The 13,586-nt window shown below is 69.5% G+C and carries 14 protein-coding genes; 7 read left to right on the plus strand and 7 right to left on the minus strand.

Annotated elements, in window-relative coordinates:
- Positions 1-154 precede the first annotated feature (154 nt).
- The 4 genes from OO62_RS13820 (at position 155) to OO62_RS13835 (ending at position 3,714) form a co-directional block, all read left to right on the plus strand.
- Positions 155-334 carry a ribbon-helix-helix domain-containing protein gene (locus tag OO62_RS13820; RefSeq protein WP_033267626.1) on the plus strand — a complete coding sequence of 60 codons (180 nt, stop codon included), beginning with the start codon at positions 155-157 and terminating at the stop codon, positions 332-334.
- The gene (locus tag OO62_RS13825; protein ID WP_051733135.1) at positions 324-701 is read left to right on the plus strand and encodes a VOC family protein; all 378 of its coding nucleotides are present in this window, start codon (positions 324-326) and stop codon (positions 699-701) included. The genes OO62_RS13820 and OO62_RS13825 overlap by 11 nt, the downstream gene beginning before the upstream one ends.
- Positions 694-1,611 carry a class I SAM-dependent methyltransferase gene (locus OO62_RS13830; RefSeq protein WP_078617159.1) on the plus strand — a complete coding sequence of 306 codons (918 nt, stop codon included), beginning with the start codon at positions 694-696 and terminating at the stop codon, positions 1,609-1,611. The genes OO62_RS13825 and OO62_RS13830 overlap by 8 nt, the downstream gene beginning before the upstream one ends.
- Before the next feature lie 276 nt (positions 1,612-1,887).
- Entirely contained in the window at positions 1,888-3,714 is a 1,827-nt protein-coding gene (locus OO62_RS13835) for a hypothetical protein (protein WP_033267627.1), read from the plus strand.
- 158 nt (positions 3,715-3,872) lie between these two features.
- Here OO62_RS13835 and OO62_RS13840 read toward each other — a convergent pair whose 3' ends face one another.
- Positions 3,873-4,724 (minus strand): LysR family transcriptional regulator, encoded by an 852-nt coding sequence (locus OO62_RS13840; protein ID WP_033267628.1) that lies wholly within the window; start codon positions 4,722-4,724, stop codon positions 3,873-3,875.
- Positions 4,725-4,804: 80 nt separating this feature from the next.
- Here OO62_RS13840 and OO62_RS13845 point away from each other — a divergent pair, with 80 nt between their 5' ends.
- Together OO62_RS13845 and OO62_RS13850 are read left to right on the plus strand one after the other, a co-directional pair.
- On the plus strand, positions 4,805-5,299 hold the full coding sequence (locus tag OO62_RS13845) for a cupin domain-containing protein (RefSeq protein WP_033267629.1): 495 nt from the start codon (positions 4,805-4,807) through the stop codon (positions 5,297-5,299).
- A 134-nt stretch (positions 5,300-5,433) separates the two neighbouring features.
- Positions 5,434-5,859, plus strand: coding sequence for a VOC family protein (locus OO62_RS13850; protein ID WP_033267630.1), 426 nt, complete (start codon positions 5,434-5,436; stop codon positions 5,857-5,859).
- 141 nt (positions 5,860-6,000) lie between these two features.
- On the opposite strand, the gene OO62_RS39575 is transcribed toward OO62_RS13850, so the two are convergent.
- The 3 genes from OO62_RS39575 to OO62_RS41320 form a co-directional block, all read right to left on the minus strand.
- Entirely contained in the window at positions 6,001-6,615 is a 615-nt protein-coding gene (locus tag OO62_RS39575) for an LppU/SCO3897 family protein (protein ID WP_143686333.1), read from the minus strand.
- Between the two features lie 159 nt (positions 6,616-6,774).
- Entirely contained in the window at positions 6,775-9,003 is a 2,229-nt protein-coding gene (gene katG, locus OO62_RS13860) for a catalase/peroxidase HPI (RefSeq protein ID WP_033267632.1), read from the minus strand.
- Between the two features lie 142 nt (positions 9,004-9,145).
- Complete coding sequence (locus OO62_RS41320) at positions 9,146-9,430, minus strand: catalase (RefSeq protein ID WP_033267633.1); 285 nt, start codon at positions 9,428-9,430, stop codon at positions 9,146-9,148.
- A 136-nt stretch (positions 9,431-9,566) separates the two neighbouring features.
- Here OO62_RS41320 and OO62_RS13870 point away from each other — a divergent pair, with 136 nt between their 5' ends.
- Positions 9,567-9,983 (plus strand): Fur family transcriptional regulator, encoded by a 417-nt coding sequence (locus OO62_RS13870; protein WP_033267634.1) that lies wholly within the window; start codon positions 9,567-9,569, stop codon positions 9,981-9,983.
- 34 nt (positions 9,984-10,017) lie between these two features.
- Here OO62_RS13870 and OO62_RS13875 read toward each other — a convergent pair whose 3' ends face one another.
- From OO62_RS13875 to OO62_RS13885, 3 genes are all read right to left on the minus strand, one after another.
- Positions 10,018-10,482, minus strand: a complete 465-nt coding sequence (locus OO62_RS13875; RefSeq protein WP_033267635.1) for an SRPBCC family protein — start codon at positions 10,480-10,482, stop codon at positions 10,018-10,020.
- The gene (locus OO62_RS13880; protein WP_033267636.1) at positions 10,470-11,366 is read right to left on the minus strand and encodes an RNA polymerase sigma-70 factor; all 897 of its coding nucleotides are present in this window, start codon (positions 11,364-11,366) and stop codon (positions 10,470-10,472) included. The genes OO62_RS13875 and OO62_RS13880 overlap by 13 nt, the downstream gene beginning before the upstream one ends.
- Positions 11,367-11,637: 271 nt before the next feature.
- Complete coding sequence (locus OO62_RS13885; protein ID WP_248782284.1) at positions 11,638-13,470, minus strand: ricin-type beta-trefoil lectin domain protein; 1,833 nt, start codon at positions 13,468-13,470, stop codon at positions 11,638-11,640.
- Positions 13,471-13,586: the final 116 nt, after the last annotated feature.

Below are 13,586 nucleotides of genomic sequence, written 5' to 3' on the forward strand. Positions count from 1 at the left end.
GCCGGTGTCCAGGGTGGCGTCGCGCCACTGCTGAGCGGGTGGACGACCCCGACCAGCCATTCCGGGCCGCCGTTCTCGTCCGAGCGGGCCTGCAAAGCCGTTTCGTGTGACGTCGATCTCACACCCTCGCGCTTAGGATGCTAGCATTCTAATTATGGCCGCCGAGAGACAGGTAAAGCAGTTCAACGTCTACCTGCCCGTCGACCTCATTCGCGAGGTCAAGCATCACGCTGTCGATACTGAACGGTCACTCTCCGCGATAGTCGAGACAGCCCTGACCGAGTACCTCCAGCGTGTCGCAACCGCAGGGAAGGAGAGCACGCATGACAACTGACGGCATCGAGGGGTTCCTCGTCGAGACCCGCAACTACGGTGCGACCGCCGCGTTCTGGAAGTCGCTCGGCTTCGAGAACGTGCTGGAGACCGACCACGGCTCCGGGCACTGGGCCCATCCGGCCGGAGGGCCCTACGTGTTCATCGTCGAGCAGCACGACCGCGAGCTCGCCACCTGCCCCGTGCTCAAGGTGGCCGACGCCGAGGGCTTCGCACCCGAACGCGCACCGGAGTTCGCCCAGCCGTTCACGGCGACGCACTGGGGCGTCCGCCAGGCCCTGGTCCGCGACCCCGACGGGCGGATCGTCGCTCTCGAAGCCCCCCTCCCCGGCGGCAGCGACGGCCCGGAAGGGCAGCACCATGGCTGACGGACGGCGCCTCTCCGACCGGCACGAATCCGCCCCCGCTGCGGCGGACGGGCAGCGCCCCTCCGGCCGGCACGAGCCCGACCACACCGCCGTGCGCGTCGCCCTTTGGCGCGCCCTGCACATCGCGGCCGACGCCCCGCCCCATGTGCTCCACGACGAGGTCGGGCTGAAGCTCGCCGACCCCGGGACGAACTGGCGGGAGCGCGGCGACATGACCATGCCGGGCATCGGTGGCGTCCGCGCGTCCATCGTCGCCCGGGCCCGCTTCGTCGAGGACCTCGTCGCCGAACGCGTCGACGCCGGCGCGGCGCAGTACGTCATCCTCGGCGCGGGCCTGGACACCTTCGCCCAGCGGCGTCCCGAAGTCGGCTCCCGCCTCACCGTTTTCGAGGTCGACCAACCGGACACGCAGGCGTGGAAACGGCAGCGCCTGGGCGAACTCGGCTACGGCATCCCGTCCTGGCTGACCCTGGTGCCCGTCGACTTCGAAGCCGGCGACTCGTGGTGGGAGCGGCTGACCGACGCCGGGTTCGATCCGCGGAAGCCGACGGTCGTCGCGTCGACCGGCGTCAGCATGTACCTCACCCCCGAAGCCAACACCGCGACGCTGCGCCAGGTCGCCGCGCTCGCACCGGGCTCCGTGTTCGCCACGACGTTCCTGCTGCCGCTCGACATGTACGAACCGGACCAGCGACAGGTCCAGGAGTTCTCGATGCGCAACGCCGCCGCCTCGGGCACCCCGTTCATCAGCCTTTACTCGCCTGAGGAGATGCGGCAAGCAGCCCTGGAGGCGGGGTTCACGAAGGCGGTGCACGTCTCCCCTGACGAGCTGGCCGCTCGGTACTTCGCCGACCGTCACGACGGCCTGCGCCCGCCCAGGGCCGAACAATTCCTCGTCGCCGAGGTGTAGCCGGCCGCCGGCGGTCCAACGCCGGCGGCCCACTCTCCGGTTACTCGACATCTTCTGAAAGCAAGACCGCCTTGCCGTGGCAGCTGCACACCTACCTAAAGAGCCATCAATTCCCCTAAACAGCAAGCCTGATGAAGCTGCCGAGGTATCAGGTTCCCGGGATTCCGGACGAAACTCTTGACGCGCCGTTGGCACGTGGTGAACATGCATCGGGCAAGAGAGCGCTCCCATGAACGTCAATCGTTCATTTCCTGAATCCGAATCGGGAGAGTTGCCATGCCCACCACCCCACCCCCCACAGAGGGCGCGGCTGACCGTACGTCGCGCCCCTCACGCCCGTCGCGCCGCAGAGTCCTGGCCGCGCTGGCAGCCGCGGTGCCCGCCGCCGGCCTGCCCGTCCTCTCCTCCCGGGCCGCCGCGGCACCCGCCGCACACGGGCCCTCCGCCGCCGACGCGCTGCCCGGTGGCGGCGACCTCGGACCGAACGTGCTGGTCTTCGACCCCGGCACGCCCAACATCCAGGGCAAGCTCGACGAGATCTTCAAGCAGCAGGAGTCGGCGCAGTTCGGCCCCGGCAGGTACGCGCTGCTGTTCAAGCCGGGTACCTACAACGGACTGAATGCCCAGCTCGGCTTCTACACCTCGATCGCCGGCCTGGGCCTGTCGCCCGACGACACGACCTTCAACGGCGATGTGACCGTCGACGCCGGCTGGTTCAACGGCAATGCGACGCAGAACTTCTGGCGCTCGGCGGAGAACCTCGCGCTCAACCCCGTCAACGGCACCAACAGGTGGGCCGTGGCCCAGGCGGCACCGTTCCGGCGGATGCACGTCAAGGGCGGACTGAACCTCGCACCCGACGGCTACGGCTGGGCGAGCGGCGGATATATCGCCGACAGCCGTATCGACGGCACGGTGGGACCGTACTCCCAGCAGCAGTGGTACACCCGGGACAGCTCGGTGGGCGGCTGGAACAACGCCGTGTGGAACATGGTGTTCTCCGGAGTCACGGGAGCACCCGGGCAGACGTTCCCCAACCCGCCCTACACCACGTTGGACACCACCCCCGTCTCGCGCGAGAAGCCCTTCCTCCACCTACAGGGCGCCGACTACCGGGTGTTCCTGCCCGAGCTACGGGTCAACGCCCGCGGCACCACCTGGGGAAACGGCACACCCCGGGGCGAGTCCGTCCCCCTGAGCCAGTTCTACGTGGCCAAGCCCGGCAGCGACGCCGCCACCCTCAACGCCGCCCTCGCCCAGGGCCTCAACTTGCTCCTCACCCCCGGCATTTACCACCTCGACCGACCGATCGCCGTGCAGCGCCCGGGCACCGTCGTACTCGGCCTCGGATACGCCACGCTCGTGCCGGACAACGGTGTGACGGCCCTGAAGGTCGCCGACGTCGACGGGGTGCGCCTGGCCGGCTTCCTCATCGACGCCGGCCCGGTCAACTCCGCCACACTGCTGGAGGTCGGCCCCGCGGGAGCGTCCGCGAACCATGCCGCCAACCCCACGACGGTGCAGGACGTCTTCCTGCGGATCGGTGGCGCAGGACCGGGCCGGGCCACCACCAGCATGGTGATCAACAGCAATCACACCATCGTGGACCACACCTGGGTCTGGCGCGCCGACCACGGGGACGGCGTGGGCTGGGAGACCAACCGGGCTGACTACGGAGTCCGCGTCAACGGCGCCGACGTCCTGGCGACGGGCCTGTTCGTCGAGCACTTCAACAAGTACGACGTGGAGTGGCGCGGCGAACGGGGCCGGACGATCTTCTTCCAGAACGAGAAGGCGTACGACGCGCCCAATCAGGCCGCTGTGCAGAACGGCAGCACCAAGGGGTTCGCCGCCTACAAGGTCGCTGACACGGTGACCACCCACGAGGGGTGGGGCCTGGGCAGCTACTGCTACTACAACGTCGACCCCACCATCCGGCAGGACCATGGTTTCGAGGCCCCGAACAGGCCCGGCGTGAAGTTCCACGATCTGCTCGTGGTCTCCCTCGGCGGGAAGGGCCAGTACGAGCACGTGATCAACAACACCGGCGCCCCCACCTCGGGCACCTCCACCGTGCCCTCGACGGTGGTCTCGTACCCCTGACCGCCGACGGCGGATGCCGGGCCCGACCCCCGTGGCCAGAAGCTGACCGGGCCGGGCCCGGCTCCGCGCGCACGGCCGGACGGCCGGGGAGCGGCCGCACCAGGGGAGCGGATGCGGCTGGTTGACCCTGGTCGCGTCCGGTGCCGGCGGTGAGGATCTCAGTCGTGGTACGCGGCGATCGCGGTCTGGACGAACGAGCGGATCAGTGGATTCGTGTCGCCCTCGTTCCATGCCGCAACCACGCGGCTCGGCGGCATGTCGATCAGTGGCACCACGGTGAGCCCCGCTGCCGGCTCGTGGTTCAGGAGGGTCATGCCGACCGTGCCGTTCCAGAGAACGGCTTGCCGACATTCCTGGACGGCGCGCACCACCGGGCCCTCGCGAGGTTCCCCGCCGTTCCAGTACGACTGCCAGACGGGGTCGGTGCCCTCCGGAAAGCGGAACCAGCGGCGATCCGCCAGGTCGGCCAGCTTCAAGCTGCTGTGGCGAGCCAGCGGATCGTCGGCGCGCAGCAGTGCGCCCACCGGGTCGGCGCGCAGCACGCGCACGGTCAGGCCGGTCTCGTCAAGGGGGCCGCGGGTCAGCGCGACGTCGACCAATCCGGCGTGCAGCCCGCAGGTGGGATCGGTCAGGTCGGCCTCGCGGATGCGGACCTCGACGCGCGGGTGCCGCCGGTGGTAGGCGCGGGCCATTCGGGAGGCGCCCGGGTCGGTGCTGTCGCCCAGGATGCCGACGGTGAGCGTCGCGGAGCCGGCCGCCGCGGCCACGCGGAGGCGTACCCGGTCGGCCTGGTCGAGCAGGGAGCGCGCCTCGTCGAGCAGCACCGCCCCCACCGGAGTGAGCGTGACCCCGGCGGACGATCGGTCGAACAGCGTGGCGCCGACCTCGGTCTCCAGCTGCTTGATCGCCCGGCTCAGTGGCGGCTGGCTCATGTGCAGCCGGGCGGCGGCCCGGCCGAAGTGGAGTTCCTCGGCGACCGCGACGAAGTAGCGCAGCGTGCGTAGCTCCATGGCGCGACGATACCCGTACGGTATCGACTTCACGGAACGGGTCTTGGACTGTCGCGTTGCCCCGGCAGTGGAATGGGCGCATGACTGACGAACCGAAGACCAGTGAGCCGATGGCCGACCCCGCCGTATCGGTGGTAGGTCCGGGCGACGGCGAGACGATCCTCCTGGGCAGCACGCGCATGCGTGTCCTGGAAGACGGCAGCAACACCGGGCACCGCCTCGGCCTCGCCGAGTCCGTCCTCGCGCCGCACACGCCCGGACCACCCCAGCACCGCCACGCCCAGCACGACGAGGGCTTCTACATCATCTCCGGCACCGTGCGGTTCACGGTGGGCGACAACGACCACGACGCGACCGCGGGCACGTTCGTGATGGTCCCGCCCGGAGCCCCGCACACCTTCGCCAACATGACCGACCAGCCGGCCGTCATGCTGAGCATTTTCACGCCGGATCTGTACGTGCAGTACTTCCGGGACCTGCAGGAGATGTTCGCCAGTGGCCAGGCGCTGACCCCAGAGGCGAGCATCCGGACGATGAGCCGTTACGCCACCGAGCCGGCGGTCGACTTCGCCTGAGGGCTGTCCCGTAACTGATCTTTGGCATGGGGGTGGTGGGGACACAGCAGGGGCTCGCGAGGATCAAACCCCGTCAACAGGCAATTCCCTAAAGGGAGATGAGCGACAGAGCCCCGCCTTGCTATGGTGCGCCGATGTCATCGATCAAGCAGTTCCAAGTCACCTTCGACTGCGCAGAACCTGAGCGCGTCGCTCGTTTTTGGTGCGAGGTGTTGGGGTACGTCGTATCGCCGCCGAAGGGTTTTGCTACTTGGGACGATTTCGATCGCTCGCGGCCGCCTGAGGATCGGGGTTCATGGTTCGCATGCAGTGATCCCTCAGGTGTGGGCCCGCGACTGTTCTTCCAGCGCGTTCCCGAAGGCAAGGTCGTCAAGAATCGGGTGCATCTTGACGTGCGGGTCGGCACCGGGCTCGTGGGCAACGAGCGCCTGGCCACGCTCGAGGCCGAATGCACACGACTGGTCGCGCTCGGCGCGGTACGCCTGCAGCTACTGGCTGACGATCACGATTCGTGCATCGTGATGCAGGACATCGAGGGCAACGAATTCTGCCTCGACTGAGCATCTTCCGAGACGGCGAGGTGGGAAGCCGTCTCGGAATGCCGTCGCCCTTGCGGGGGCAGCGGGGATGAAGCTCGGGCCTTCACCCCCGCAGACCCCAACCGGAGCCCCAGCCGGGGCACACCGAGGTCCCCGTCGGCGTCAGTGACGCACCGCGGTCAAACACAGCGTGGTCTCCCCGCTGGTGCCGCCGCGCTCGGTGTACTCGTCGAATTCCGCCGGACACTTGTGGCGAAGCGTCGCGTCGATCATGACCTTGTAGTCGGCCTTGGCGTCGCCGCACGCGATGGTGTAGAGGTCCGGGTTCGCGTGGGTACCGCGGTTCTCCAGGCAGTCGCCCACACGGGCATCGCGGGCGACCTTCGTCGGGGGCTTGCCGTCGTCGAGCACGGTGTTCAGCACCCAGAACCCGGACCCGACGACGATCACGGCCCCGAGCGCGATGACAGGCCGCAGCCACGGCCGCCGTGCCGGGCCCGTCGGCGTGAACATCGGTACGCCGGGCTGCTGCTGGAACGGCGGCTGGCCGTATGCCGGCTGCTGGCCGTAAGGGAGCGCGCCACCGGGGGGCGAGCCGTAGGGGACCGGGCCGCCCTGGCCGGCAGGCGGTCCGTACGGCGTCGGGCCGGGCTGCCCGGGCTGGCCATAGGGCGCGGGGCCATGGGGCGTGGGCCCCTGCGGCGGTGGCGAGTACGCGGACATACGGATCCCCCTGGTGCGCTGCGGCTGTTCCGCCGCCGGTTCGAGTGTGCTCACCACCCTATGAGGTCCCCTCCGACGCACCGCGCACGGGCCCGGGCTGCCGATGCCGCCTCCGGGGACCGGGTCCTCGAAAGCCGAGAACGTCCAGGTCGGCCGGCGCGGGCCGGCCAACCTGGACGTCATGATCGGACGAGTCCGACCCGGTCGGTCGAGTCAGACGAGGTCGAACCGGTCCAGGTTCATCACCTTGTCCCATGCCGCGACGAAGTCCTTCACGAACTTCTCCTTCGCGTCATCGCTCGCGTAGACCTCCGCGAGCGCGCGCAGCTCGGAGTTCGAGCCGAAGACGAGGTCGGCGCGGGTGCCGGTCCACTTGACCTCGCCGGTGGTCGCGTCGCGGCCCTCGAACGTGGTCTGGTCCTCGGAGGTCGCCTGCCACGTCGTGCCCAGGTCGAGCAGGTTGACGAAGAAGTCGTTCGTCAGCGAGCCGGGCGTCTCGGTGAGGGCACCGAGCTGCGACTGCTGGTGGTTGGCACCCAGCACGCGCAGACCACCGACGAGGACGGTCATTTCGGGGGCGCTCAGGGTCAGCAGGTTCGCCCGGTCGAGCAGCAGGAACTCGGCCGGCAGGCGGTTGCCCTTGCCGAGGTAGTTGCGGAAGCCGTCCGCGGTCGGCTCCAGCGCCTCGAAGGACTCGGCCTCGGTGTGCTCCTCGGTCGCGTCGACCCGGCCCGGGGTGAAGGGCACCGCCACCTCGAAGCCGGCCTCCTTCGCGGCCTTCTCCACGGCTGCGACGCCGCCGAGGACGATGAGGTCGGCCAGGGAGACCTTCTTCGCACCGGAGGAGGCGTTGAACTCCTGCTGAATGCCCTCAAGGGTGCGCAGCACCTGGGCCAGCTGGTCGGGGTCGTTGGCCTCCCAGCCGCGCTGCGGCTCCAGGCGGATGCGGGCGCCGTTGGCGCCACCGCGCTTGTCGCTGCCGCGGAAGGTGGACGCGGACGCCCACGCGGTGCTGACCAACTGGGAAACGGTCAGGCCCGAGTCGAGCAGCTTGGCCTTGAGGGCCGCGATGTCCGCGTCGTCGACCAGCTCGCCCTCGCGCTCCGGCAGCGGGTCCTGCCACAGCAGCGTCTCGTCCGGGACCTCCGGGCCGAGGTAGAGCGACTTCGGGCCCATGTCGCGGTGGGTCAGCTTGTACCAGGCGCGGGCGAAGGCGTCCGCGAACTGGTCGGGGTTCTCGTAGAAGCGGCGGGAGATCTGCTCGTAGACCGGGTCGAAACGCAGCGACAGGTCCGTCGTGAGCATGTTCGGCGCGATCTTCTTGGCGGCGTCGTGCGCGGCGGGCACCGTGCCCTCGCCGGCGCCGTCCTTCGGCTTCCACTGCTTGGCGCCGGCGGGGCTCTCGGTGAGCTCCCACTCGTAACCGAACAGGTTCTCGAAGAAGTTGTTGCTCCACTGGGTCGGCGTGGTGGTCCAGGTGACCTCCAGGCCGGAGGTGATGGCGTCCGCGCCCTTGCCGGTGCCGTACGTGCTCTTCCAGCCCAGGCCCTGCTGCTCCAGGCCGGCGGCCTCGGGGTCGTCGCCGACGTGGTCCGCGGGGCCCGCGCCGTGGGTCTTGCCGAAGGTGTGGCCGCCGGCGATCAGGGCGACGGTCTCCTCGTCGTTCATCGCCATCCGGCGGAACGTCTCACGGATGTCGCGGGCCGCGGCCAGCGGGTCCGGGTTGCCGTTCGGGCCCTCCGGGTTGACGTAGATCAGGCCCATCTGGACCGCGCCGAGGGGGTTCTCCAGCTGCCGGTCGCCGGTGTAGCGCTGGTCGTCGAGCCAGGTGGTCTCGGGACCCCAGTAGACGTCCTCCTCCGGCTCCCAGACGTCCTCACGGCCGCCGGCGAAACCGAAGGTCTCAAAACCCATCGACTCCAGCGCGACGTTGCCGGCGAGGACGAGCAGGTCGGCCCACGACAGGCTCTGGCCGTACTTCTTCTTGACCGGCCACAGCAGGCGGCGGGCCTTGTCGAGGTTGGCGTTGTCCGGCCAGCTGTTCAGCGGGGCGAAACGCTGCTGGCCGGCGCCGGCGCCGCCGCGGCCGTCGCTGATGCGGTAGGTGCCCGCGCTGTGCCACGCCATACGGATGATGAAGGGCCCGTAGTGACCGAAGTCGGCAGGCCACCAGTCCTGCGAGGTCGTCAGCACCTCGCCGATGTCCCGCTTCACCGCCGGAAGGTCAAGGTTCTTGAACGCCTCGGCATAGTCGAACTCCTCGCCCAGCGGGTTCGCCACGGCGGGGTTCTTGGCAAGGATCTTCAGATTGAGCCGCTCGGGCCACCACTGGCGGTTTCCACCACCCTGGGTCGGGTGCAGGGCGCGCCCGTGCGCGACCGGGCAGCCGCCTACCTCCTCGGGCTTCGGGTCCGTGACGATCGCATCATGGTTCTCAGTCATGGGAATCCTTCCGAACTGGGTGGATCACGGTGCTCAGGAACTGCGGGCGGTGGAACATTCGGGGCCCAGGCCCCCGGAGCCGGCCTCGGCCTCGTTGCTGTCGATCGAGGAACCGTGCTGGTCGGACGCGGTCAGGGGGGCGTCACGTCGACCGACATACACGACTGAAGGGGGGAGTCGGCCTGCCCGCTCGTGCACCCCGCAGGCGATCCCCGGCCGTCGAGGCGGTAACCGCCCGGGGGCCGGTGTCGTGCGCGGAGACGATGCGCTCGCGGTTGAACTCGAGGCGGAAGTGGGCAAGCTTCTCCAGCAGGAGCTGGTCCTGGACGAGCGCCGGGCCGTCAAGACCCGCCTGCTCGCTGTTCTGGTCGTCCGCGATCAGGGCACCGGAGCCGGTGGTGAGCGGACCCGTTTCCTGAACCGTCACGGGCTTTTCCCTGCTGTTGTCCTGTCCCTTGGCTGCCGCCGGAACCGATCCTACGATGGACCAAGTCCAAGTCAATACAGGAACCAGACCCGTACCGATTCATTCCTCGGACGATGCACAGTTAGGCTGGGTGGCCATGAGTGACCTGCTGGACCGGCTTCGCGGACGTGGTTGGCGGATGACCGCCCAGCGCCGGGTGGTCGCCGAGGTACTCGACGGCGACCACATCCACCTCACCGCGGACGAGGTGCTCGCGCGCGCCACCACCCGGCTGCCGGAGATCTCCCGCGCGACCGTCTACAACACCCTCGGCGAGCTCGTCTCGCTCGGCGAGGTCATCGAGGTGGCCACCGACGGCCGCGCCAAGCGCTACGACCCCAACGCCCACCGCCCGCACCACCATCTGGTGTGCTCGGGCTGCGGCACCATCCGGGACGTCCACCCCGGGGGCGACCCCTTGGCCGACCTGCCCACCTCCGAACGCTTCGGCTTCACCGTCTCCGAGGCCGAGGTGACCTACCGGGGACTGTGCCCCGACTGCACCCGCGCGTGACCCGCCCCGCCGGCCGCAGCGCGTGCGCCGGGTTTCACGCCTGATGCCGAGTGGCGTGCCGGGTGAGTGCCTCGTCGGCGGCGTCGAGGATGTTGTGGAAGGTGTGGGTGAGGATCGGTCGTACGAGGAGCCGGGTGAGCGGGGCACCGAGCAGCGGCAGGCGCATCTCGGCACGCGTGATCCACCGGACCTCGGTACCGCCGTCCACCTCGGTGAACGTCATGCGGCCGAGCTCGTGCCGGGAAGGCGGCAGGCTGCGCTCCACGACGTACTCGGTGACGTGGGGCGCGTCGTAGTGCGTGATGCGTTCGCGGAACCAGCCCATCAGCCAGAGGTGACTGCGCACCGCGCCGACGCCGTAGGGCGTGCCCTCGCCGTGCCGGGTCAGGGTGCAGCGCAGCACCAGGGGTGAGCGCGTGTAGTTGGTGGTCGTGGTGAGCCAGGCGAACACCTCGTCGATGGGGGCGTTGATGACGCGTTCGACGGTCATGGTTTCCACGGCTGGGGTTCTCCTCTGTCCAGGGGGCACAGCGCTTCGGCGCCGTGCAGCTTGTCGGGGTTGCGCACGCCGTAGAGGCCGGTGATACGGCCGTCGTGGATCTCGAAGGCGAGCAGCCAGTCGAGCTTGCCGCCGGCGAGGAACCGCGCTGCGGGCATGCCGTTGTAGACGGCGTGCTCGACGTGGCTGAGCACGGCGTGGCTGCGGGACACGCGGAGCACGAACCGGGCGACGTCGGCGCGGCCGGTGATCGGGCGACGGGCGGCGATCACCTTCCCCCCACCGTCGGAGATCTGGACGACCTCGGGGGCCAGCAAGTCCATCAGGGCCTGGAGTTCGCCGGTCGCCGCCGCGTGCAGGAACCGCTGGACGATCTGGCGGGTGCCATCGGAATCCGGCTCGAAGCGGCGGCGCCGGGCGTGGACGTGCCGGCGTGCGCGGTGGGCGATCTGCCGGACGGTGACCTCGGTCTTACCGATCGAGGCGGCGATCTCGCCGTGGGTGTAGCCGAAGACGTCGTGCAGGACGAACACCGCGCGCTCGGTCGGGTTCAGCGTCTCCAGCACCAGCAGCATGGCCATGGACACCGACTCGGCCAGGATCGCGTCGTCGCTCACCTCGGGCGCCGTGCGGATGGGCTCGGGCAGCCACGCGCCGACGTATTCCTCGCGCCGTGCCTTGACCGCCCGCAGGTGGTTAAGGGCCTGCCGGGTCACCGTGCGGACCAGGTAGGCGCGCGGATGCTCGACCGTGGCCTGATCCACCGCGCGCCACCGCAAGTAGCTTTCCTGCAGCACGTCCTCGGCGTCGGTGGCGCTGCCCAGCATCTCGTAGGCGATGGTGAACAGCAGCGGACGGTGCTCGGTGAAAGCGTCCTCAGCCATGGCCGACCGCCCGCCCCCGGGGCCGGCCGTGCCGGCTCCTCGCTGGTCGGCGACTCAGGCTGCCCTCCGGACCGACCCGTCGACGCCACGACACCACCACACCCGGCTCCTCTCCTCGACCGCCCATCGAGACACCCCGGGCCGGCAAACCGTGACAGCCCCGCGGCGTGATTCACTTCACAACCGCGGTGCGAGCGGCGGGTGTTTGCTGTCATCCAAGCGAGGCGTTGGACAGCGAACCCAGTCGTTCGGGCTTCACGGGTTCAGGGGTTCAGGGGTTCACCACGCTCCAGCGCTGGGCCAGGATGTCGGTGCACGGGGCGAGGCGGACGCTGCCGTGGTCGGCGTCCGGGGCCAGCAGACAGAGGTGGGTGGCTTCGTTGCGGTAGCGGACGGTGCCGTCCGCGTACGTCTCGGCTAGCCAGCGCTGGCCGGCCGCGTCGACGCCGCGCGCGTCGTCACACGCCCGCAGCATGGCGTCGGTCTCCGAGGTGGCGTGCTCGTCGCGGACACCCAGGCAGTAGTTGTCGCCGAACTCGCTCTCGAAGCGCACCAGGTTGTCGTCCGGGCTGATGCGCTGGATGTTCCAGCCGAAGTCCAGGCGCTCTTGGCGCAGCCAGTAGATCCACCACCACTTGGGCGGTGTGGGCCGGGTGGAGATGGCGGTCCCGGGAAAGGATCCGTTCAGCATGCGGCCGCCCAGGAAGGCGGATTCCAGGCGTACGTTGCCGGTGGTCGTCGGCCAGTTCTTGGGCAGCGAGGCGGGGTTCTCCCACCACCGCTGGGCTGCGTCCTCCGTGCACGGTGCCACGGTCACCTGCTTGTCGGACGGGGTCAGGCACATCCCGGGGAAGGCCACGTTCTGCCAGCGCTGCGGCCCGCCACTGTCGTTGTTCCACGCGGGGTCGTCCTCGAGGTGGCTGATCGTCCACTGCGCCCGCGGATCAGCACAGTCGCCGACGACGGCCTGGGAGGACGTATCCCGCCGGGCACGCGTCGGGGCGGCGATGCAGTCTCCCGTGCCGGGGTTTCGCAGGTAGTGGGTGAGGGCGCCGCCGTTGGTGTACATGCGCCAGGTCTGGCTGCTGTCATTGCTGGGGGTGCCGATCCCGATCGAGCGGTCCGGGGTCTCCTGCAGCTGATTGCCGTTGGGTGCGGCCAGCCTGGTGGCGTAGACGTGTGACGGGCCGGTGGCCGCGACCGGCGGTGGGGTCCGCGCGAAGAGCACGGGCACATGGTCGGATCCGGCACCGTTGTCGCGGTTCGCGTTGAAGCTGCCGGGCAGGCCGCTGGTGACCGCGTAGTCCAGCTCGCTCGGGTGGTCGCCGTTGATGAACGTCGGCTGACCCGTGCGCAGCAGGCTCTCGCCGGCGCGCAGATGCAGCGACTGGCGGGCCTCGTTGTCGTTGCGGTTGAGGATGTTCACGTTGTAGTCGCCGGCCAGGACCCAGTTCCGGCCGCGCTGGTCGCCCCTGGCCATGAAGTTGCGCACCTGGTCGAGCAGTCCGCGCCTGTTGTCGTCTCCGGTCACGTCCTCGCCGCGGGCGTGCGTGTTCCAGTACCAGGTGTTCCCGAACCGCAGACCGTGCAACGGGCGGGCCCGGTAGCGGTTGTTCGGGGCATTCGGGTCCGGGTCGTAGTAGTTGTTCTCCAGGACGCGGACCTCGGTGGCCTGGGTATCGGTGACCGTCGCCAGGTTCATCTGGCCGCCGTCCCACGTGTCCTCATTCGTTTCGCCGATCCTGCGGGGGTCGGTCTGCAGGAAGTACACGTAGCGGTTGGTGCCGCTCGGGCCGCCCGGCCAGGTCGAGAGCGTGTAGGAACTGGGCTGGGGGCTGCGGTTCGGTGAGAGCCGCAGCTGCCGGTAACTGGTCCGGTGGTCGTCCGCCGGCTGAGGTGGCCCGCTGCCGGCCTCCTGCAGCATCACCACCGGGTTGTTCGCGACCAGCCGGTTGATCTCTGAAGTCCACCTCGAACCGTTGTCCGAGCCGTGCATGTTGTACGTGGCGAACGGCGAACTGCCGTCCAGGTTCACCGCGTGCGCAGGCGCAGCGGTCAACGGAACGGTCAGCAAGGCCGCCACCGCGCTCAGGACGGCGAGCACGGCGGTGATCCACCGCCGCGATCGTAATCGCGTCCTCGTGGTCCGCAGGGTCCCCAGGGTCTGCGGACGCTTGCCTCTACTCAACGATCAAGCCTCTCCCGTCGGCCCCCGCGCCC

Source organism: Streptomyces lydicus (assembly GCF_000717345.1).
In the GTDB taxonomy this organism is placed as follows: Bacteria; Actinomycetota; Actinomycetes; order Streptomycetales; family Streptomycetaceae; genus Streptomyces; species Streptomyces lydicus.